General features: G+C 64.3%; 17 protein-coding genes and 1 pseudogene. 6 read left to right on the top strand and 12 right to left on the bottom strand.

Going from position 1 to position 19,655, the window contains the following annotated elements; genetic code table 11:
* Positions 1–133 precede the first annotated feature (133 nt).
* Positions 134–1,567 carry a type I glutamate--ammonia ligase gene (gene glnA / locus AC51GT_RS02410; RefSeq protein ID WP_496323785.1) on the top strand — a complete coding sequence of 478 codons (1,434 nt, stop codon included), beginning with the start codon at positions 134–136 and terminating at the stop codon, positions 1,565–1,567.
* A gap of 108 nt (positions 1,568–1,675) precedes the next feature.
* Here glnA and AC51GT_RS02405 read toward each other — a convergent pair whose 3' ends face one another.
* Positions 1,676–2,911, bottom strand: a complete 1,236-nt coding sequence (locus AC51GT_RS02405; protein ID WP_496327741.1) for a cytochrome P450 — start codon at positions 2,909–2,911, stop codon at positions 1,676–1,678.
* Between the two features lie 220 nt (positions 2,912–3,131).
* On the opposite strand from AC51GT_RS02405, the gene AC51GT_RS02400 reads away from it, so the two are divergent.
* Positions 3,132–4,634: an acyl-CoA carboxylase subunit beta gene (locus tag AC51GT_RS02400; protein ID WP_496327740.1), complete on the top strand. Its 1,503-nt coding sequence runs from the start codon at positions 3,132–3,134 to the stop codon at positions 4,632–4,634.
* Between the two features lie 14 nt (positions 4,635–4,648).
* Positions 4,649–5,665, top strand: a pseudogene (locus tag AC51GT_RS02395) (aromatic ring-hydroxylating oxygenase subunit alpha).
* On the opposite strand, the gene AC51GT_RS02390 reads toward AC51GT_RS02395, so the two are convergent.
* Both AC51GT_RS02390 and AC51GT_RS02385 read right to left on the bottom strand, forming a co-directional pair.
* Complete coding sequence (locus AC51GT_RS02390; protein ID WP_496327739.1) at positions 5,623–5,901, bottom strand: hypothetical protein; 279 nt, start codon at positions 5,899–5,901, stop codon at positions 5,623–5,625. The pseudogene AC51GT_RS02395 and the gene AC51GT_RS02390 sit on opposite strands and share 43 nt — an antisense overlap.
* A gap of 3 nt (positions 5,902–5,904) precedes the next feature.
* On the bottom strand, positions 5,905–6,258 hold the full coding sequence (locus AC51GT_RS02385; RefSeq protein WP_496327738.1) for an NAD(P)-binding domain-containing protein: 354 nt from the start codon (positions 6,256–6,258) through the stop codon (positions 5,905–5,907).
* Between the two features lie 129 nt (positions 6,259–6,387).
* Here AC51GT_RS02385 and AC51GT_RS02380 point away from each other — a divergent pair, with 129 nt between their 5' ends.
* Positions 6,388–7,608 carry a CaiB/BaiF CoA transferase family protein gene (locus tag AC51GT_RS02380; RefSeq protein WP_496327737.1) on the top strand — a complete coding sequence of 407 codons (1,221 nt, stop codon included), beginning with the start codon at positions 6,388–6,390 and terminating at the stop codon, positions 7,606–7,608.
* Positions 7,609–7,631: 23 nt separating this feature from the next.
* On the opposite strand, the gene AC51GT_RS02375 is transcribed toward AC51GT_RS02380, so the two are convergent.
* From AC51GT_RS02375 to AC51GT_RS02345, 7 genes are all read right to left on the bottom strand, one after another.
* Positions 7,632–8,837 (bottom strand): amidohydrolase family protein, encoded by a 1,206-nt coding sequence (locus tag AC51GT_RS02375; protein WP_496327736.1) that lies wholly within the window; start codon positions 8,835–8,837, stop codon positions 7,632–7,634.
* Positions 8,838–8,897: 60 nt separating this feature from the next.
* Positions 8,898–10,097 carry an acyl-CoA dehydrogenase family protein gene (locus tag AC51GT_RS02370; RefSeq protein WP_496327735.1) on the bottom strand — a complete coding sequence of 400 codons (1,200 nt, stop codon included), beginning with the start codon at positions 10,095–10,097 and terminating at the stop codon, positions 8,898–8,900.
* A gap of 17 nt (positions 10,098–10,114) precedes the next feature.
* The gene (locus AC51GT_RS02365) at positions 10,115–11,206 is read right to left on the bottom strand and encodes an acyl-CoA dehydrogenase family protein (protein WP_496327734.1); all 1,092 of its coding nucleotides are present in this window, start codon (positions 11,204–11,206) and stop codon (positions 10,115–10,117) included.
* A gap of 2 nt (positions 11,207–11,208) precedes the next feature.
* Entirely contained in the window at positions 11,209–12,063 is an 855-nt protein-coding gene (locus tag AC51GT_RS02360; protein ID WP_496327733.1) for an amidohydrolase family protein, read from the bottom strand.
* Between the two features lie 16 nt (positions 12,064–12,079).
* The gene (locus tag AC51GT_RS02355) at positions 12,080–13,720 is read right to left on the bottom strand and encodes an acyl-CoA synthetase (RefSeq protein WP_496327732.1); all 1,641 of its coding nucleotides are present in this window, start codon (positions 13,718–13,720) and stop codon (positions 12,080–12,082) included.
* Positions 13,717–14,946, bottom strand: a complete 1,230-nt coding sequence (locus AC51GT_RS02350; protein WP_496327731.1) for an amidohydrolase family protein — start codon at positions 14,944–14,946, stop codon at positions 13,717–13,719. The genes AC51GT_RS02355 and AC51GT_RS02350 overlap by 4 nt, the downstream gene beginning before the upstream one ends.
* Before the next feature lie 73 nt (positions 14,947–15,019).
* The gene (locus AC51GT_RS02345; RefSeq protein WP_496327730.1) at positions 15,020–15,886 is read right to left on the bottom strand and encodes an enoyl-CoA hydratase; all 867 of its coding nucleotides are present in this window, start codon (positions 15,884–15,886) and stop codon (positions 15,020–15,022) included.
* 222 nt (positions 15,887–16,108) lie between these two features.
* On the opposite strand from AC51GT_RS02345, the gene AC51GT_RS02340 reads away from it, so the two are divergent.
* Both AC51GT_RS02340 and AC51GT_RS02335 read left to right on the top strand, forming a co-directional pair.
* Positions 16,109–16,873, top strand: a complete 765-nt coding sequence (locus AC51GT_RS02340) for a TetR/AcrR family transcriptional regulator (RefSeq protein WP_496323771.1) — start codon at positions 16,109–16,111, stop codon at positions 16,871–16,873.
* A gap of 211 nt (positions 16,874–17,084) precedes the next feature.
* Positions 17,085–17,987 carry an alpha/beta hydrolase gene (locus tag AC51GT_RS02335; RefSeq protein WP_496327729.1) on the top strand — a complete coding sequence of 301 codons (903 nt, stop codon included), beginning with the start codon at positions 17,085–17,087 and terminating at the stop codon, positions 17,985–17,987.
* On the opposite strand, the gene AC51GT_RS02330 is transcribed toward AC51GT_RS02335, so the two are convergent.
* Both AC51GT_RS02330 and AC51GT_RS02325 read right to left on the bottom strand, forming a co-directional pair.
* Entirely contained in the window at positions 17,974–18,888 is a 915-nt protein-coding gene (locus AC51GT_RS02330; RefSeq protein ID WP_496327728.1) for an enoyl-CoA hydratase/isomerase family protein, read from the bottom strand. The genes AC51GT_RS02335 and AC51GT_RS02330 overlap by 14 nt on opposite strands.
* Before the next feature lie 48 nt (positions 18,889–18,936).
* Positions 18,937–19,617, bottom strand: a complete 681-nt coding sequence (locus AC51GT_RS02325; RefSeq protein WP_496327727.1) for a PaaI family thioesterase — start codon at positions 19,615–19,617, stop codon at positions 18,937–18,939.
* Positions 19,618–19,655 lie beyond the last annotated feature (38 nt).

Here is a 19,655-nt window from a genome sequence, read left to right as displayed (position 1 = left end):
CAACCTGACGTCAATACGGTCAGCGTTGATGATCCGCCACTCTAGAGTGGACAGGGACAATCGCCAGGCCTTGCAACATCCATCAATTTGGGGTGCTGGCAGCAATTGGCACGAGTGAAGGAGTCACCCGCAGGTGTACAACACAAAAGAAGAACTGCTCGAGGGCATCAAGTCCGAAGGCGTCGAATACGTCGACATCCGGTTCTGTGATCTCCCAGGAACGATGCAGCACTTCTCGATCCCGGCCACGGCCTTCGACGAGAGCGTCTTCGAAGACGGTCTGGCATTCGACGGATCTTCGGTCCGCGGCTTCCAGTCGATCGACGAGTCGGACATGATGCTCCTCCCCGACCCGACGAGCGCGCGCATCGATCCTTTCCGCAAGGCGAAGACGATGAACGTGACCTTCTTCGTGCACGACCCGTTCACCCGTGAGTCCTACAGCCGCGACCCGCGCAACGTCGCCCGCAAGGCCGAGGATTACTTGGTCAGCACCGGCATCGCCGACACCTGCTTCTTCGGTGCCGAGGCCGAGTTCTACATCTTCGACTCGGTTTCGTTCAGCTCCGAGGTCAACGGCACCCACTACAACGTGGAGTCGGAGTCGGGCTGGTGGAACACCGTGTCGCAGCAGAACCCGGACGGCTCACCGAACCTCGGCTACAAGGTTCGCCAAAAGGGCGGCTACTTCCCGGTCGCGCCGTATGACCACTACGTCGACCTGCGCGATGAGATCTCGACCAACCTGACCAACGCCGGGTTCATCCTCGAGCGCGGTCACCACGAGGTCGGCACCGGCGGACAGACCGAGATCAACTACAAGTTCAACACGCTGCTGCAGGCCGCTGACGACGTTCAGCTGTTCAAGTACATCGTGAAGAACACCGCATGGCAGAACGGCAAGTCCGTCACCTTCATGCCGAAACCGCTGTTCGGCGACAACGGATCGGGCATGCACGCCCACCAGTCCCTGTGGAAAGACGGAAAGCCGCTCTTCCACGACGAGGCCGGCTACGCGGGTCTGTCCGACCTGGCTCGCCACTACATCGGCGGCATCCTGCACCACGCACCGTCGCTGCTGGCGTTCACCAACCCCACGGTGAACTCCTACAAGCGTCTGGTCCCGGGTTACGAGGCCCCGATCAACCTGGTCTACAGCCAGCGCAACCGCAGCGCCTGTGTGCGTATCCCGATCACGGGCAACAACCCGAAGGCCAAGCGCCTCGAGTTCCGTTGCCCCGACAGCTCGGGCAACCCGTACCTCGCGTTCGCCGCCATGATGATGGCCGGCCTCGACGGCATCAAGAACAAGATCGAGCCGCACGAGCCCGTCGACAAGGACCTCTACGAGCTCCCGCCGGAGGAGGCCAAGGGCATCCCGCAGGCCCCGACCTCGCTCAGCGCCGTCATCGACCGCCTCGAAGAGGATCACGACTACCTCACCGAGGGTGGCGTGTTCACCGAGGATCTCATCGAGACCTGGGTCAGCTACAAGCGTGAGAACGAGATCGAGCCCGTCCAGATCCGTCCGCACCCGTACGAGTTCTCGCTCTACTACGACGTGTGATCGTCTCCGACGATGTGACGTGTGATCGTCTCCGACGATGTGACGTGTGTCTGAAGTAAGACAACAATCCGCCCGCCCGGCATCAGCCGGGCGGGCGGATTTGTCTTGTCACACCACCTGCGCCCTGATCGGCAGGTGCTTGAGGCCACCGACAAAGGTGGTGGCGATCAGTTCGGGGTCGCCGGTCAGCTCCACCGACCGCAGCCTGGGCAGCAGCTCCGAATAGAAGCTGCTCACCTCCATGCGGGCCAGCGCCGCCCCGAGACAGAAGTGGACCCCGTAGCCGAACGCAACATGGTTGTTGGGACTGCGGCCGACGTCGAACCGGAACGGGTCGTCGAAGACGTCTTGGTCCCGGTTGCCCGACACATAAGACAACAGCAGCGACTCCCCTTGCGCGATCGGCACCCCGCGAACCTCGGTGTCCTGCGCGGCGGTCCGCATGAAGGCCTTGACCGGCGTGGTCCACCGGATCATCTCTTCGGCGGCCGACGGCATCAAGCCGGGATCGGTAACCAGACGCGCTCGCTCTGCCGGGTTCTCGATGAGCGCCTGCATTCCACCGGCGATGGTCGCGCTGGTGGTGTCGTGGCCGGCGGTGGCGATGATCAGGTAGTACGACACCGTCTCGATGTCATCGAGCGGCTCACCGTCGATTGTTGCGTTGGCGATCGCCGACGCCAGATCGTCGGTGGGATGCTCACGGCGGGCGGCGGTCACGGCATTGAAGTATTCGAACATCTCCATCAGCGCCATGGTGCGATCTTCCTGGGTGTCACCGCGGTGGTACTCCGGCTCCTCACTGCCGAGCAACTCCTGGGTCAGCTTGAGCATCAGGGGGAAGTCGGCCTCGGGTACGCCGAGCAGCGACATGATCACGTACAGCGGATAATTCACCGCGACCTCCTGGACGAAGTCGCAGTCGCCCTCCATCGCACGCATCTTGTCGACGTAGATCGTGGCCAGGTCGGCGACCCGGGCTTTCATCGCCTTCATCGCCTTGGGCCGGAACCAGTCCCCCGCGATCGCCCGCACCACCTTGTGTTCGGGATCGTCCATGTGGATCAACGTCTTCACCTGGCTCGCGATGTCCATCTCCTCTTGCATGGATTTGATCAGAACCGGGCGCGGAAAGTTGGTGAACAGGGCGTTGTTGCGCGAAATCGCAATGATGTCTTCATGTTTGGTGATCGCCCAGAAGGGCCGGTACTTCGGCTCCGTCACCATGCAGACCGGCGCCGTGGCCCGCAGATGGGTCAGTGCGGTGTGCAACCGCGCGTCGTCGGTGTACGCCGATGGGTCGGCCAGCATTCTGGCCGCGTCGTCGATACTCGGAACCGTCATACGTAATACCCCCCATCACTTCTGTTGAGGCCGGACAATACTCGTCGCCCGTCGATCACGGCATCTGACTGTAAGTCGTACGGTAGCCCATTTTCCCGGGACTGAAACGACTTTCCAAGCACCCCGATCCGCGCTAAATTGAAAGCCATACTGTATGTCCATCGAAACGGGGAGCAGCACTTTCCACCCGGCCCCAGCACTTTGACGAGGAACGAGGCTCATGACAAACGCACGCGGCTGGAAGGAAACGCTCTCCGACCTCGAGGACCGCCGTCAGCACGCGCACGCGATGGGCGGACCCGACCGGGTTGCCAAACATCATGCGAAGGGTAAACTCGATGCCCGGCAACGGATTACACGGTTTCTTGACCCGGGTAGCTTCCAGGAGTTCGGTACCCTGGTCGGCGGCGAGATCGCGTCCGACGGCATCGTGGTCGGCTCGGGTCTGGTCAATGGGAGTCCGGTGATGGTGGGCGCAGAAGACTTCACCACCATGGCCGGCACCATCGCACCGGGCAGCAACTCCAAGCGCTACCGCATCGCCGAACTGGCTGTGCGCAACAAGATCCCACTCGTCATGATGCTCGAAGGCGCCGGTTTCCGTGCCACTGCCCACGCCTACGGCCGCACCCCCACCGACCTGTTGGCGCAGGCACGGTGTTCCGGACAGGTCCCGCTGGTCACCGCGGTCCTCGGGTCGTCGGCCGGGCACGGCGCCCTGGTCGCGCCCATCTCCGATTTCACCGTCATGTCAGAACAGGGCGCGATCTTCACCGCAGGCCCCCCGGTGGTCAAGGAGTCGACCGGAGAGACCATCTCCAAGGAAGACCTCGGCGGACCGGCGACCGCGATCGCCAGCGGCGTCATCCACAACCTCGCGGACGACGACGAGGCCGCCCTCGACGACCTACGCCGATATCTGAGCTATTTCCCGTCGAGCGCCTGGTCGTATCCGCCATCGTTGGCAGCGGGCGACGACGATGACAACGAACAACGGCCCACCGCAGAACTTCTCGACGTCATCGCGCGGGACAGCCGGCGGGTCTACGACATGCACGACGTGCTCGACGTCGTCTTCGACCGCCCCGACTACTTCGAGGTTCAGCCGACCTTCGGTCCGGCGATCATCTGTGCGCTCGCACATCTCGGTGGCCATCCGGTTGCGGTCGTGGCCAACCAGCCTCAGGTGATGGCCGGTTCCATCAATTCCGACGCCGCCGACAAGGCCGCCCATTTCGTCAACGTGGCCGATTCGTTCCATCTTCCACTGATCTTCCTGGCCGACAACCCCGGGATGCTCCCGGGTAGCGAGTCCGAGCGCAACGGTGTCCTTCGCAGCGGGGCACGGATGTTCGCGGCCCAGACCGGCGCGACCACCATCAAGTTGCATGTCACCCTACGTAAGGCCTACGGGTTCGGCTCTATGGTCATGTCCCTGATCGGATTCGACAGCCAGGCAGCCACATTCGCCTTCCCCGGGGCAACCATGGGCGCGATGAGTGCCGCCGCATTGAGCCGGGCGTCGGGCGCCGAGGAGGACATGAGTACGGTGCTTCGCGAAATGGAACTCGAGGCGTCCTACCGGTCGGCCGGACACCTCGGTTTCGACGAGCTGATCGATCCCACCGAGACGCGCAACGCACTGCTCACCTCGCTCGAACGCGCACTGCGCGGACGACAGGCCGCGGCCCAACCGGTCACGCGAACAACCATCACCCCCTGAGAGGTATACCCCCGATGAAGGTTCCGTTCACGTGGAAGGTCACCGGCTGGTTCGTGATCGGATGGTCGCAAGAGTATCCGGCCGGCGAGGCCAAGCCGCTCAGGTACTTCGGTGAAGACCTTGTCGCCTATCGCGGTGAGTCCGGGGACATGCACGTGACATCGGCCCGCTGCCGGCATCTCGGTGCCCACCTCGGGCATGGCGGAAAGGTGGTGGGCGACTGCGTCGAATGTCCCTTTCACGGCTGGCGCTGGGGTCCGGACGGGGTCAACAAGTTCCGGCCGGACGAACCCGACCGGCCCAACAAACTGCTGACATTGCGCACCTTTCCCGTCCGGGAGCAATACGGTCTGGTGTTCATGTGGCACCACCCCCACGGCGAGCCACCGAGGTGGGAACTGCCGGACCTGTTCGAGAAGTTCCCGCAGTTCCCAACCGATGCAGACGCCTACTACCGGCCGTATCCCGAGTTCGCCCGCAAGTCAGAGCATGAACCCGTCCACCCGCAGATCGTTGCCGAAAACGGGCCGGACAGCGCGCATTTCCGGTACGTCCACAATGCCACCGTCACCCCGGTCGGATTGAACTGGTAAGTCGTCGACAACGAATGGAGATTCCTCACCGGCTGGCCCGATGTCCGCAGCGGCGACCCCGACAAGATGGCGCTGTTCATCCACAGTCACTTCTCGGGACTGGGCTTTGCCATCAGTGCTTTCGAGGGGGCCACCAACTATCGCCTGATTTTCGCCTGCACACCGGTCGAGGACGGCTACTCCGACCTGTTCTATTCCATCTGGTGGCCGCGCAATCCCGGTGATCCCTCCGACATCCCGCCCGACGACGTCCAGGAGAAGGTCGAAAAGCAGTTCCTGGTCACGGTTTTCGAAGATCTGAGCATCTGGCGTCATCAGGAGTATGTCGAGCATCCACCGCTGTCCCGGGTTGATGCGCCGCCATTTCGGGCGATGCGCAAGTGGGCGACACAGTTCTACGACGTCCCGCCCACCGAGGCGGTCGGCACCTCCTCGTGAGGGTAGACCTCGCCGCGCCTCGAGACCTCAGCCTGCGACGGGTCCACCACCGCACCTGTTGCATATCCAGAAGATCCGCGGTCCGTGATGTTCATCGGTCCGGTCTCGACCACGGTCCGCAGAAGTCCGAGGTCAACATCGGACTCCTCGGCCGAGGCGAAGCAGGCCGCCACATCTTTCGCGATGTACCGGCCGGCCAGATCGGTGAATCCCTGCAGTCCACCGATCAGCTGCAACGATTACGCCGCTTTACTCGCACCGCTGCACACGGCAAGCGCCTCGAGCAGCTGTGTCTCGTCGACGCCGAGCTTCTCGCCGAGCTGGATTGCCGAGGCGACCATTTGCGCGTTGGCGGCGCACAGCACATTGTTGATGAGCTTGAGCGACAGCGCACTTCCCACGTCCCCGGTGTCGACGATCGGGCCGGCGTATGCGGCCGGCACCGGCCGGACGCGATCGCGCACCGCTTCCGGCCCGGCCGGCAAGACGGTCAGCGATCCGGCGAGGATGTCGTCTGCCGATCCGCTGACGGGTGCATCGATCAGCTCGGGCCCGGCGGCGTACTCCGCCTTCAGTGTGGCCAGTGTGCTCAACAGCCCGGTGGTGTGGGAGACGACCCACCGAAGGGGCAAAAAGGGTGTCCGGGAACCGGGCTGACTAACTGTAGTTCTTACAGTAGGCTCGAACAACAGTCCGTCAAACGGTTGGAAAGGCGAGTGCGGATGTCCTCATTGCTGAGCGGTGTCACCGTGGTCGAGCTGGCTTCATGGACGTACGTCCCGAGCGCGGGGGTCATCCTGCGTGATTGGGGCGCCGATGTGATCAAGATCGAGGACACCCGTGGGGGCGACCCCTGTCGTCAGCTCACCGTCGGTGGCCTGCAACCTCAGGACTCGCGAGTCAAGGTCAACTTCATGATGGAGATCGGCAATCGGGGTAAACGCAGCATCGGCATGGACGTCAAAACCACTGAAGGCAAGGCGATCTTCGGGAAGTTGATAGCCGGGGCGGATGTCTTCCTGACCAACTGGTTGCCGGGTCCGCTCGAACGCGCCGGTCTCACGGTCGACGCGCTTCGCGAACTGAACCCGAAACTCATCATCGCCCGCGGCAGCGGCCAGGGGTCACGTGGCCCCGACCGCGACAAGGGAGGTTTCGATGCCTCCGGGTACACCGCTCGTGCCGGCGTCGCCTACGCACTGACACCGGACGGCAGCGAGTTCCCGTTCGCCCAGGGTCCGGCCTTCGGCGATCTGCAGGGCGGCAGCACGCTGGCCGGTGGCATCGCCGCCGCACTGTTCCACCGCGAGCGCACCGGTGAACCCGACATCGTCGACGGTTCCCTACTCGCACAGGGCATGTGGGCCGTCGCCCCGGACATCATCGCCGCCGACCACTACGGGATCGATCGCATTCCCGCCTACCCGCCGGGCGAGGCTCCCAATCCGGTGGTCAATCGGTACAAGACCCGCGACAACCGCTGGCTGCAGCTGGTGTTCCTGCAGGCGGACCGCTACTGGGCCGGTTTCTGTGATCGGATCGGACGCCCGGAACTCGCGGCCGACGAACGGTTCACGCCCATCGCGAACCTGATCGCCAACAGAGACGTCGCCACCGCCGAGCTGCGAAAGACCTTCGCCGAACGGGATCTGGCGGAATGGTGCAAGGTCCTCGCCGACGAGCCCGGCGTCTGGGCCAGCCTGGCCACGCCGCGCGAAGTGCTCGACGACCCCCAGGTCGCCGCCAATGGTTACCTCCTGACCGCAACAGACGACGACGGTGTCGACTTTTACACCGTCGGTGCGCCAATCCAATTCAACAACATCGCCCCTGACGGCGCCCGGGCCCCCGAATACGGTGAGCACACCGAGACCATCCTTCTCGAACTCGGTTTGGACTGGGACCAGATCATCGCCGCAAAGGAATCCGGCGCGATCATCTGACCTTCGGATCCGCGACCGGGCGATCAATCGAAACGAATCCTCGCCTCGATACCGAGCAGCCTGGACATGTTGCCACCCATGATCTTTCGGGTGTCCTCATCGGACAGGCCGGCAAGTTTGCTGTCGATCAGACTCAACGGGTCCCGGAGTCCTTCCGGATGCGGCCAGTCGGAGCCGAAGAGAACATGATCGGCCCCGAGGAGATCGACCACCTCGGCATAGCTGTCCTCCCAGAACGGGTTGACGTACACACAACGTTTGAAGGCCTCGATCGGGTTCTCCAAGAACAACTGTGGCAGCTTCTTGTATGTGTTCTCGAGGTTGCGGAACAACGTCGGCAGCCAGTCGGCCCCGTTCTCGATCAACAGGAGCTTGAGATCCGGCACCCGCGACAGGGTTCCGTGACAGATCAACGCGGTCATCGCATCCTCGATGGCACGGCTGCCCATCGCCGCCGTCCGGAAGCCGGTGGTCGGGGCGAACGGTTTGAACTCCGACGCGGGTTCCCAGATGTTGAGCACCTCGGAGTAGCCGCTGTCCGAGGCATGCATCGAGACCGGGATGTCTGCATCGACACAGGCCTGCCAGAACGGGTCGAACTCCTCGAAACCGAAGGAGCGCGAACCCTTGAACCCCGGGACCGGGGCCGGGCGCACCAGCACCGTGCGGGCGCCGCGTTCGATGGCCCAGTGCAACTCCTCGATGGCCCGGTCCACGATCGGGAGCGTGATGACCGGGGTCGCAAAGATCCTGTCCTCGTAGTTGAACGACCATTGCTCGAACATCCACTCGTTGAGAGCGTGGATCACGTCGTGCGTCAATTCCGGATCGTCCTTGAGACGTTCCTCGACCAGGGACGCGAGCGTCGGGAACATCAACGCGTAGTCGACACCCAGTTCGTCCATCTTCTCCAGCCGGGCCGCCGGTTCGCGGAACGCGGGGATCGACTTCATCGCCTTACCCATGATCTCGCGGGCACTCTTGCCGTCCGGATTGCCGTTGCGGAAGTAGTCTTCCTGCGCGCCGGGTGCGGCGACCACCGAGAAGGTCGGGTTGGGGATGAATTCGCTGATCGTGTCGCGGACGACGATCTTGGTGCGCCCATCGATGTCGACGTAGCGGATCGTGCCCTTGGCATGCTCCGGGAGGAACTTGGTCAGCGCCTCCTGCGTCTCGTACATGTGACTGTCGGAATCGAACACCGGGAAGCTGACTTTTCGCGACGGCATGGTTGCGCACTCCTTGTTGTCAAAATGGTTGTGCCACACAGGTGACGGACCGACCGACCACTACCCCGCTTTGGCTTTGGCTTTGGCCGGCGAGTAGTCGGGACGCCCGAGCCCCAGAGCGTGCTGAGCGATCATGTTGCGGAACACCTCCAGGGTGCCGCCATAGATGCCGCACAGCGGCGCCCAGCGGTACAGGTATTCCGACGCACCGTCGTCGGCGGCGCCGTCCGTCTCGATCGGCAGGGTCGATGCGGTGCCGAGGATGTCCATCAGATCCGGCGCGAGCTCGCGCATCGCCTGGGCGATGGCGACGCGCCCGAACATGCTCGGCGCCGAGAGTGACGCCTCCATCCGCGCGGCACTGCGACCGAGTCGGTAGGCCACCGAGGAGTCATCGAGAGCTCTTTTGCCGGACGGCGTCTCACGCGCCACCGCGGCCGCGACCTTGTCGACCGTCGTCGCCATGTACAGGCCCTGGTGCATCATGATCGCGATGTCGTCCAGGCCGTCGGGCTTGCGCTCTGTCACGCCGTGCTCGACGCTGAGCGGCCCCATCAGCACGGCCCATCCGCCGTTCACCTCGCCGAGGCGATACCGGTCGTCGACCTCGACGTCGCTGTAGTAGACGATGTTGGTGCGGTCCCCGTCGACTGTGCGGATGCCCTGGATCTCGATACCCGGCGAATCCAGGGGCACCAGGAACATCGTCAGGCTCTTGTGCTTCTTGGCGTCGGGATCGGTGTTGGTGATCAGGAAGACGTACTTGCAGTTGTGGGCGCCGGTGGTGAACATCTTGGACCCGTTGATGATCCAGCGTCCGCCGTCACGCACGGCCCGGGTCTTGGAGGTCGCGATGTCCGAGCCACCTTCGGGCTCGGTGTAGCCCAGGCACATCCGGACGTGCCCGCTGAACACACCGGGCAGGACCTCGTCCCGGAGCTCCGGCGAGCCGAACGTCAGCACCGACCGCGCCACGATCGCCGTGGTCCCCCAGGTCACCCACGGGGCGTGGAATCGCCGTTTCTCCAGTTGCCAGATCCGTCGCTGGATCCGGCCCCAGCCGCCCTCCTCCTCGCTGTGGAACTCCGCCGCGAGATAGCCCGCCGCACCCATCGCCAGGTGCACCGCCTCGTCGAAGTTGTCACCGGATTCGCGATCTCGGCGGATCACCTCATCCGTGACGTGTGTCCCCAAGAATCCGCGCACCTCGTCGAGAAACGCCTGATCTGCCGCTGCCAGTTCAACCTTCGAGAAATCCATGTCCTTCTCATCCCCTCCTAGACCGTCACCGGCGTCGGCGTCCGAGCCGCGTCCGGCGCGCTTTCGCGAGCACCGATGATCTGAGCCACCCGCCGCGCACTGACCGCCGGATCTCCGCCCGCCAGCGGCCATCCCCTGGCCCGCACGAGGTATCCGGTGGCCGCCGCTTCGGTGGTGACACCTAGACCGCCCTGGATGTGGACCGCGCCGGCCGCCGAACGGGCGGCTTCCTCGGCCATGTACACAAACGCTGCCGCAGACAGTTCCCGGCGTTCTTCCGGCTCGTTGTCGAGGAACCAGGCCGCCCGCCGCGACAGATTGCGACCCGACTCCACCACGATCGCCATATTGGCCAACGGATGCGAAATGCCCTGCAGCGTCGAGATCGGAACACCCATCGTGTACCGGTTCTTGGCGAACTCGGCGGCGATCTGCATGGTCTTCTCGACCAGACCGACCAGCGCGGCCGCCGTCAGCACACGCCATTCGTCCAGGGCCAGTTCGTATTCGGCGATCGCCTCGGGGCCGCCGGCCAGAACCGTGCGATGCTCTGCGCCGGACGGGTCCACCCAGGCCATCGGCAGATGTCCGATGTTGTTCACCCGGGCCGGGCGGGTGTCCGCGGTCAACCTGACGATGTTGTCGCCGTCACGCAGGATGATGTGATCGGCCACCGAAGCGGCGGCCACCAGGCGGGGCCCTTCCACCTCGTCGCCATGCGGGTCCAGGGTGGCCAACTGCCGACCGGCGACAACGTCCTGAGCGAACGGCGAATCATCCTTCAGTGCACCGATTCTCCCCAGCAACCGGGTCGAGCAGACGTGATCGATCCAGGGCACCGGTGCGATCGACTTCCCGATTTCCTCGGCCACGATGGTGAGGTCGACCAGCGTGGCGCCGTCACCACCGGTGGACTCCGGCACCGCCATCGAGGTGGCACCCGTGCTGCACAGGCGTTCCCAGAGATTCCTGTCGAAGCCGTCCGGTTCGGCGGCCCGCACCACGTCGATGGAGCAATGGGTGTTGAAGAACTTCGAGTACGCGGCCTGCAGGTCGAGCTGGTCCGGCGAGAGGGTGTAGTCCAGCCTGCGCAATTCGTAGCGGTCCATGTTCATTGCTCCTGTTTCGGGCCGGCGAAGAAGAAATCCTGCGCGTTGTTGTAGAGGTAGTTCTCGAGTACGTCGACAGGCAGATCGAGCGCTGCCGCCTCCGGCAGGACGCGACGCATCGGCAGCACCGGCCAGTCCGAACCGAAGATGATCTTGTCCCGACCGCGCGTGCGCATGTAGTGCAAGAGGCTCTCGGGCAGACGCTTTGGCGACCAGGCCGACGTCATCAACCGCAGATTGCTGTACTTCACCAACAGTCGGATCGCCACATCCCACCACGGGTCCGCCCCATGGATCATGCACAGCCGCAGTTCGGGAAAACGGACGCACACCCGATCGAGATGGATCGGATGCTGCACTTCCCCGGGTATCGGCGGCCCGGGTATGCCGGTGTTGATACACAGCGGCAGGTCCAGGTCCACGCACCTGGTGTAGAGCGGGTAGTAGACCGCGTCACTGGCCGGGTACATCCCATCGCCCCAAAAGCTCGGCCCCACCACCGCATACGTCACCGGCAGGTCCCGGACCACAGCACTGAGCTCGCGGAGCGACGGCATCGGTTTCAGCAGGTTGATACCGCCCATCGCGAGCGTGAAACGGCCGGGTTCGGCCTCGACGAACTTACGTGCCGTGGTCGACGGGGTTGCGAGGTTGTCCATCAGGATCGCCTTGCGGACGCCGTGGGCGTCCATCTCGTCGAGCAGTTCGGCCATGTCCACCGGCTCGAACGTCGACTTGGGCCCCTTGAAGTAGTCGTCTCGAACCTTCAGCATCCAGCCCGGTTGCTGCGCGGTCTCACCGAAGTGGACGTTGACCAGGCAGTCGATTGCCGGTGTGGCAGCTACTTCTGTTGGCATCTGGGCGAATCCGTTTCTACAGTGTCGAGGTCGCGGGACGGGCGGTGTCGCCGGCTGATTCCACCGCGACCTTCGCCCATCGGTAATCGGGCTTTCCGTTGCCGAGGCGTTTCACGTGGTCGACGAAGATCACCGCCTTGGGGGCCTTGAAACCGGCCAGATCCCCCTTGCACAGCGCCTGTAAGCTCTCCGTGGTCTCCCCGGAACCGGGTTGGAGCGCCACCAGCGCCACCACCTCCTGGCCCCAGCGGTCGCTCGCCCGGCCGATCACCAGCGCATCGGCGACACCCGACTGCCGGCGCAGGACGGCTTCGACCTCTTCCACGAAGACCTTTTCACCGCCGGTGTTGACCACCAGCGAATCCCGTCCGAGGAGGCGGACGGTGCCGTCGGCGTCGAGCGTCGCCCGGTCACCGGGAATCGACACCCGCACCCCGTCGAGCACCGGGAACGTGCTCTCGGTCGCGGCTCGATCCCGGAAGTAGCCCAGCGGAACCCGGCCGACCCGAGCCGTCCAGCCGATCTCGCCAGAGCCCGGCTCGAGGAGCCTGCTGCGATCGGCGGACACCACGGCGCCGCCGGGCCGCAAGCCGAAAGTCTCTCCCAGCGCGCCCTTCTGGCTCGTGTAGAAACCCAGGCCGCCGGTTTCCGATGAACCGTATCCGTCGATCACCAGCACATGCGGCAGCGCTTCGAGCAGTGCGGTCTTGTGGATCGGGTTGGTGGCCGCGCCGCCAGAGGCGATGGCGTACATCGATGACAGGTCGTAGCTCTTGCGCCCCAGCTCTGCGGCGATCGGCGCCGCATAGGCGTCCCCGACCATCGTCATGAGCGAGACCTTCTCCCGCTCCGCCGTTTCCAGGACCGCGCGGGGATCAAAGTGGTCGCGGTCGTCGAAGAGCACCACGGTCTGCCCGGTCAGCAGCCCCGAGAACGCCGTCCAGATACCTGCCGCATGCACCAGCGGCGACACCGCGAACCAGACCTGCCCGCCGGTCAGTGCAATGTTGTGGAGGTCGGTGGCGGACTCGTAGTCGTTGCCGGCCAGTGACGACACATAGAGATCACTCTGCCGCCACATCACCCCTTTGGGCCGTCCGGTTGTTCCGCCGGTGCATTGCATGACCATGTCATCGGGCGACGATGGCAGTTCCCGGTCCGAATCACCATGTGCCACCGCATCGTCAAAGGACACCGCACCCGCGACCCTCGGTGCATCGCTTCCGCCGTCGACCTCGATCAGGAGGTCGATGCCCTCGCCGGTCAGCGCCGCGGCGAACTCCGGTCCGAATGAGCGGTGGTAGATGACCGCGCGCGGACGAACGTACTCGAGGAGTTCAGTGATCTCGCGGGCCGTGTAGTTGTAGTTGACGTTCACCGGGACCACGCGGGCCTTCAGACAGCCGATCATGGCATCGGGGTAGAGGTCGTTGCGCATGATCAGCGCGACCCGGTCCTGCCCGCATTCCCAGCGCGGGTGTTCGGATTGCGGGGTGTGGGCGCCGAGCCCCTGATCAGCCAGATAATTGGCCAGCCGGCGCGTCCGGACCGCGGACTCGCCGAAAGTGCTGCGCCGGGAGCCGCAGATCGTCATCACCCGGTCCGGTACCGCAGACGCCACCTCGTCGAGCACATCCCCGATCGACCACTCCCTCATCGGCCGGCCTTCTCGCCCGGACCCGCGCCGACCACCACCGGTGAACGACCCAGTAGATCCAATGCGTTGTCGCGCATGATCTTCCGGACATCCGCGTCACCGAAATCGGCCAGGTCGTCGACAAAGGACACCGGTGTCTCCAACCCCTCACCGTGCGGCCAATCCGAACCGAAGAGAATGCGTTCGACGCCGATCAGCTCTGCCAGTGCCGTCATGTCCTCTTCGTAGTACGGGGCCGCCCACACGTGGTTGCGCAGCGTCTCGACCGGATCCACGGGGAACGACCGGGGGAATTGGTTGGCGAGCTTGGCCAGCCGTTTGGCCAACCGGTGCATCCAGTCCGTACCGTTCTCGATGCTGGCCACCCGAAGCGTGGGATGACGGTCGAACACACCGTGGACGATCAGCGAGGCGATGGTGTCGTGGATCGCCCGGTCGTCGACGACGATCTTGTCGAACGGGTCGGTGGTGCCGAATCCTTCGAAGTTCGCCTTGCCACCCCACATCGCGGCGATGCTGAGGTATCCGCTGTCACTGAGGTGGAAGGTCACCGGCACACCGGCTTCGGCCAGTCGTGCCCACACCGGATCGTGCAGACGGTCCCCCAGCGACCGCGGCTTCGGGATCCCCGGTACCGGCGCAGGCCGGACGCAGACCAGCTGGGCACCCTTTTCGATGACTGAATCGACCTCTGCGGCAGCAGCTTCCGGATCGGCGAAGGAGATGATCGGGGCCGTGATGATCCGGTTGTCCGGTCGGGCGAAGCCCCAATCCTCATCCAGCCACAGATTGAATGCGTGCAGGGATGCCATCGTCGCGGGTATGTCGTGGGTCAATGCCTCCTCGACACCGCACCCGAACGTGGGGAACATCAAGATCGTCTCGATCTCCTGCTCGTCGAGGATTGCCACCCGCGCACTGCGGTCGCGATACTCCGGACGCATCTCGATACTCTCGACCTGCATCAGGGAAGCCGGGTCGACCCCGTCGGGGATCTGGCCCCGGAACATCAGGTCGAGGCAGCCCGGCACGATGATCGGGTCGAAGGACGGGTTGGGGATGAATCGGTTCACCCGGTCACCGATGATCGCCATGGTGTGCCGTCCGTTGTCGGCGAACTGCACACCCCGGCGGCGAAACTTCTTGTCCAGGTGGCGCGTAAAGGCGTCGAGCGGCTCGTAGTAGTGATTGTCGACATCAATCGCCTGGTACGGAAGTTTCGGCATTGACGGTCCTTTCGATCCGGCGAGCGGGGACTTGGGTGTTGTTCGAAACTGCCGTTGCCGCGCAGTGGAGCGCTCACTGCAGCGGCGGGAAGTTCGGCTTTCGTTTTTCGAAGAAGGCCAAGATGCCTTCGGCGAAGTCCGGCCGGGTCAGCGACTTACCCATCAACACCCCGGCGCGCGAACCGGCTTCGTCCACGTCTCCGGTCGAATCCCGGTACGCCTGCGCCTTGATGTACGCCAGCGAGCTCGGCGCACATTGCAGCGCAATACCTTCGGCGTATTCGAGCACCGTCTCCATGAGCACCTCGGTGGCGACGACCTCTTTGATCAGATGGAGATCCGCTGCCTCATCGGCATAGAAGGTGCGACCGCTGAGCAGCAGATCCATGGCCACACCCCAACCGACCAGCCGCGGCAGGATCCACGAGATGCCGTTCTCGGCGACCAGGCCCCGCTTGGCGAACGGTGCGGCGAATTTTGCGCCGGTGGTGGCGAAACGGACATCACACATCAGGGCCAGCACCAGACCGATGCCGACGCAGGGGCCGTCGATGGCCGCGACCACGGGTTTGCGCAGACCGGTCAGGAACGACACCGGCCGGTCCCCGATGATCTTGCTGATGTCGACGTCGCCGGCGCGCTCGAGCGAGTCACCGATGGTCTCCGACGACCCCAGATGCGCACCGGCGCAGAACGCACCACCGCCGCCGGTGACGACCAGGACGCGGATATGCGGGGCTGCTTCGGCGCGATCGACCCACTCGTAGAAGGCATTTGCCATGTCGATGCCCCACGCGTTCATCCGATCGGGACGATTCAGCGTCAGTACGGCGACCCCGGCTTCGGTCTCTGAATACAGAACCGGCTGATCGACATCCGCCTCGGACACGGCGGCACCTCCTGGATTGGGAAAACGGCTCCGAGGACCCTCTGGCACCATTACTGTATACCTATCGGTAGTGCATTCCACAAGGGTTTGCGCAGGCCGTGGGAGCCGCCCGGCGCATACGCCGATCCGGCTACCGCACCGGCAGACGGAGACCCAGCTCACAGGCATGACAGCGGTGGATACTGCACGGTCTTCGGTAACGTTTACGGGGACGATCAAGCACGACGGCGGACGCGCTCGTCGACAGACGAGTGGTGACGGAAGTGGTTGCGAATGGCGAAGCAGAGCGCTCCAGTGAAGCGGCAACGGCGAGAGCGTGGATCCATCGATCCCAACGACATCATCAAGGGTGCCTTTGAACTGGCCGAAGAGGTCTCGATCGACAACTTGAGCATGCCGCTGCTCGGCAAACACCTCGGCGTCGGGGTCACGAGCATCTACTGGTACTTCCGCAAGAAGGATGACCTGCTCAACGCGATGACCGACCGTGCATTCAACCGGTTCACCGTCGAAACCCCTTTTCCGGAGAACCGGCCGTGGCGCGAGACGCTCAGCGAACACGCGTACCAGATGCGGGAGACCTTTCTCGCCAATCCGATCCTCTGCGATCTGATCCTGATCCGGGCGTCGATGAGTCCGCGGGCTGCACAGCCCGGCGCCCAACTGATCGAGATGGCCGTCGCCAATCTGGTCAAGGCCGGACTGTCCCTCGATGACGCATTCGACACGTATTCCGCAGTCCAGCTCCACGTCCGCGGCTCGGTTGTCCTGGCGCGGCTGCAGCAGAAGCAGAAGGCTGCCGACCCGGAGGCCCGCGCCTACTACGAACACCTGATCATCACCCCCGAGACGACACCTCTGCTCTCCGAAGGCGTCGGTCGCGGGCACAGCATCGGCGCGCCCGACGACAAGAACTTCGCCTTCGGTCTCGAATGCATCCTCGATCATGCGAGCCGGCTGATCGAGTCCACTGCGTCGGGAGCGAAGAAATCATCGGCATCGCAACGCCGCAACGGAAAGACTCCTGAAGCGAGTTAGCCAACCGCCTGCGAACACGGCGGATACGAACCAAACTCAACGAAGTGGCCTGATGGACAAGGCATACGACAACATTTCGGCTGAGATGAGATCGAATGGGCATCGCTACTGGGTCCGGATCCGCCGGGTCACGCTGCACCGGCCACAACATCGCCTCCCCGTCTCGATTGCAGGAACTCCCGCGGGGTCGCCGACGGGCAGGTGTCACGCAGTGAAGAATCACCTCGTCTTCCCCTCCGGCGGTGTCGATATCGATGCCTGGCACTTCCCCGCAGCCGACAACCGGCTCGCAGACGCGACCGGTAGGCCCGTTGCCGTGATGGCGCACGGCTTCGCGGGCACCAAAGACTCTGGGCTCGAACCCTTCGCACGGAGTCTGGCCGCTGCCGGACTCGACGTGATCGCATTCGACTATCGGGGTTTCGGTGCCAGCGCCGGGCAGCCACGTCAGGTCATCTCCCTGCCCGGGCAGGTGCAGGACTACCGCGCCGCGCTCCGCCAGGCCGCGTTGCTCCCCGAAGTCGATCCCCAACGTATGGTGCTCTGGGGTGTCTCCTTGGCGGGCGGCACCATCCTGGAGGTTGCGGCCGGTCGCAGCGACATCGTCGGGCTGATCTCGCTCACACCCCTGGTGGCCAGTCGCCCCGATCACCGGGCGCTTCGGGTGACAAAGCTTCTGACACAGGGGCTTCGAGACAAGGCCGCCGGCGCACTCGGCCGGTCCAGGATCATGGTGCCCGCGGTCGGAACGCCGGGGTCGGGCGCACTGCTGGACACCTCCGGCACGCTCGACGACTACACGTCCATAGCCGGCCCCACCTGGCGAAACGAGGTGAGCGCCTCGATAGCGGTCGAGGCCATCCGCCACCGGCCCGATCGGTTCGCCGGCCGGGTCCACTGCCACACCCTGTTCCAGATCGCGGACTTCGACCGCTGCGTGTCGGTCGATGCCGCGATCAAGACCGCGGTACGGGCCCGCGCCCAGGTTCGGCACTATCCCTGCGACCACTTCGACGTATACCCGGGCAAACCCTGGCATGAGTCGGTGCTCGCGCATCAGGTGAGGTTCCTGACCCGGGCCCTGACCACCGACGCGGGTCTCAGAGGTTCTTGATGTCCTCTCGTTCGACGCGAAAGTGCTCGTCGCGCAACCGGAATGCTTCCCGGGTGCCGTGTTCGGCCCGCGTCTTGACAAAGTTGAACTCCCCCGGCGCGAATTGCAGGTTCGTCCCGAAGGCGTGGAAGAGGTAACTCGCCACCTCCTCGCCCTGATACGCCTGACTCTGCTCCACCATCCGAAACGCCTCTTTGGCGATCACCACGCCGTCGGCCGGCATCTTGGCCGCCTTGCGGGCCCAGTAACGCGCAGAAGCGGTCAGCGACTGCGGGTCGCAGGTCTCGGTGAAGACACCCAGATGCTCCACCTCCCCGGCCGCGATGATGTCGCCGGTCAACAGCATCCGCCTCGCGAGCACCGGACCGAGACGGTGGAAGAACATGTGCAGGCTACCCAGGGCCGGACCCAGGAATCGGGTTGCGGGCATCCCGATCTTGGTATCCCGGGCGATGACCGAGATGTCGCACATGAGCGCCATCTCGAATCCGCCGCCCAGTGCGTACCCACCGATCTCGCCGACGGTGACCTTCGGGAAGCCGAGGAACTCGTGATAGAAGCCAAATGACTTGCGGTCCACATTGAGTCGTCGACGCTGACTCGGCCGACGATTCTTCGCCGCTGCCGCATCGCTGTTCCCGGAACCCTCCTCCTCGCCGTACCAGCCGTAGGCGTTGTTCATGTCGGCACCGGTGCTGAACACGCCTTCCGCGCCGCGCAACAGTGCGACCGTCACGTCGTCGTCATCGGCGACCGCATCGAGGCACCGGGCCAGATCATCGCGCATGGCCGCGTCATAGGAGTTCCGGCGCTGCGGATTGTTCAGCGTGATCGTGGCGATCCGGGTCTGGCGATCCACGTCGAACAGGACCCGGTCACTTCCAACAGTCGACGATGTCATCTGCCAAACTCCTCATCGGTTCGCACGGCGTGCGTGTGGTCTTGCGCATCAGTTCGAAATCCGGCGTCTACCGTGGCGTGAGCCGGTCAACTGTTCCGGAGGTAGCGCCACCGCGGTGACCCGTGCGCCGCACAACACGGTCTCGCCGAGTAATAGTCGCGCCGTCGAGATGAGTTCGCGACCCTCGCGTGTCCGGTCGACCTCGAACCGCAGCGGGGTCAGCACCGGTGTCGGCCGACGGTAAGAAATGTCCAGAGTGCGGGTCTTGCCCGACAGTCGTACCGCACAATTCTGTTGCTGCACAACACAGTCGAAGAAGACGCCCAGAAATCCCCCGTGCACCAGACCCGGTGGCCCCTCGTACGACAACCCGAACTCGACCGTTCCCGATGCGGTATCGGCGTCGAGGTGATCGAACTCGTACTGCGGGAAACACGGATTGAAGGCACCGACGTCAAAAGCGTGGTCGAGATAGATCCGTCGATCCGCGCCGAGATCGTCACCGAAACGCGGGGCCGGATTCGGGGGTACCGACGGTGCGAGTTCGCGTTCCCACTGCTCGCACTGGGTGACGATCGCGTCAATCGTGGGGTGCTCGTGCTCGAGGGAGAGCGTCACCTCGATCAGCCGGCGGATGGCCGCGGCGGCGGCGACCGTCTGCTCCAGGGGCACCTCTCCGTAGCTGGGTCTGGCACTCGCTCCCGAGGTCACCTGGTCGTCCGACACCATGGCCCCCCACTCCTTCGGATTACTTGTCGCGAAACACA

The sequence above is a fragment of the Williamsia sp. z34 genome (assembly GCF_059553395.1).
The sequence above is the reverse complement of the archived record's forward strand: the minus strand, read 5'-3'. Positions and strand labels throughout refer to the sequence as shown.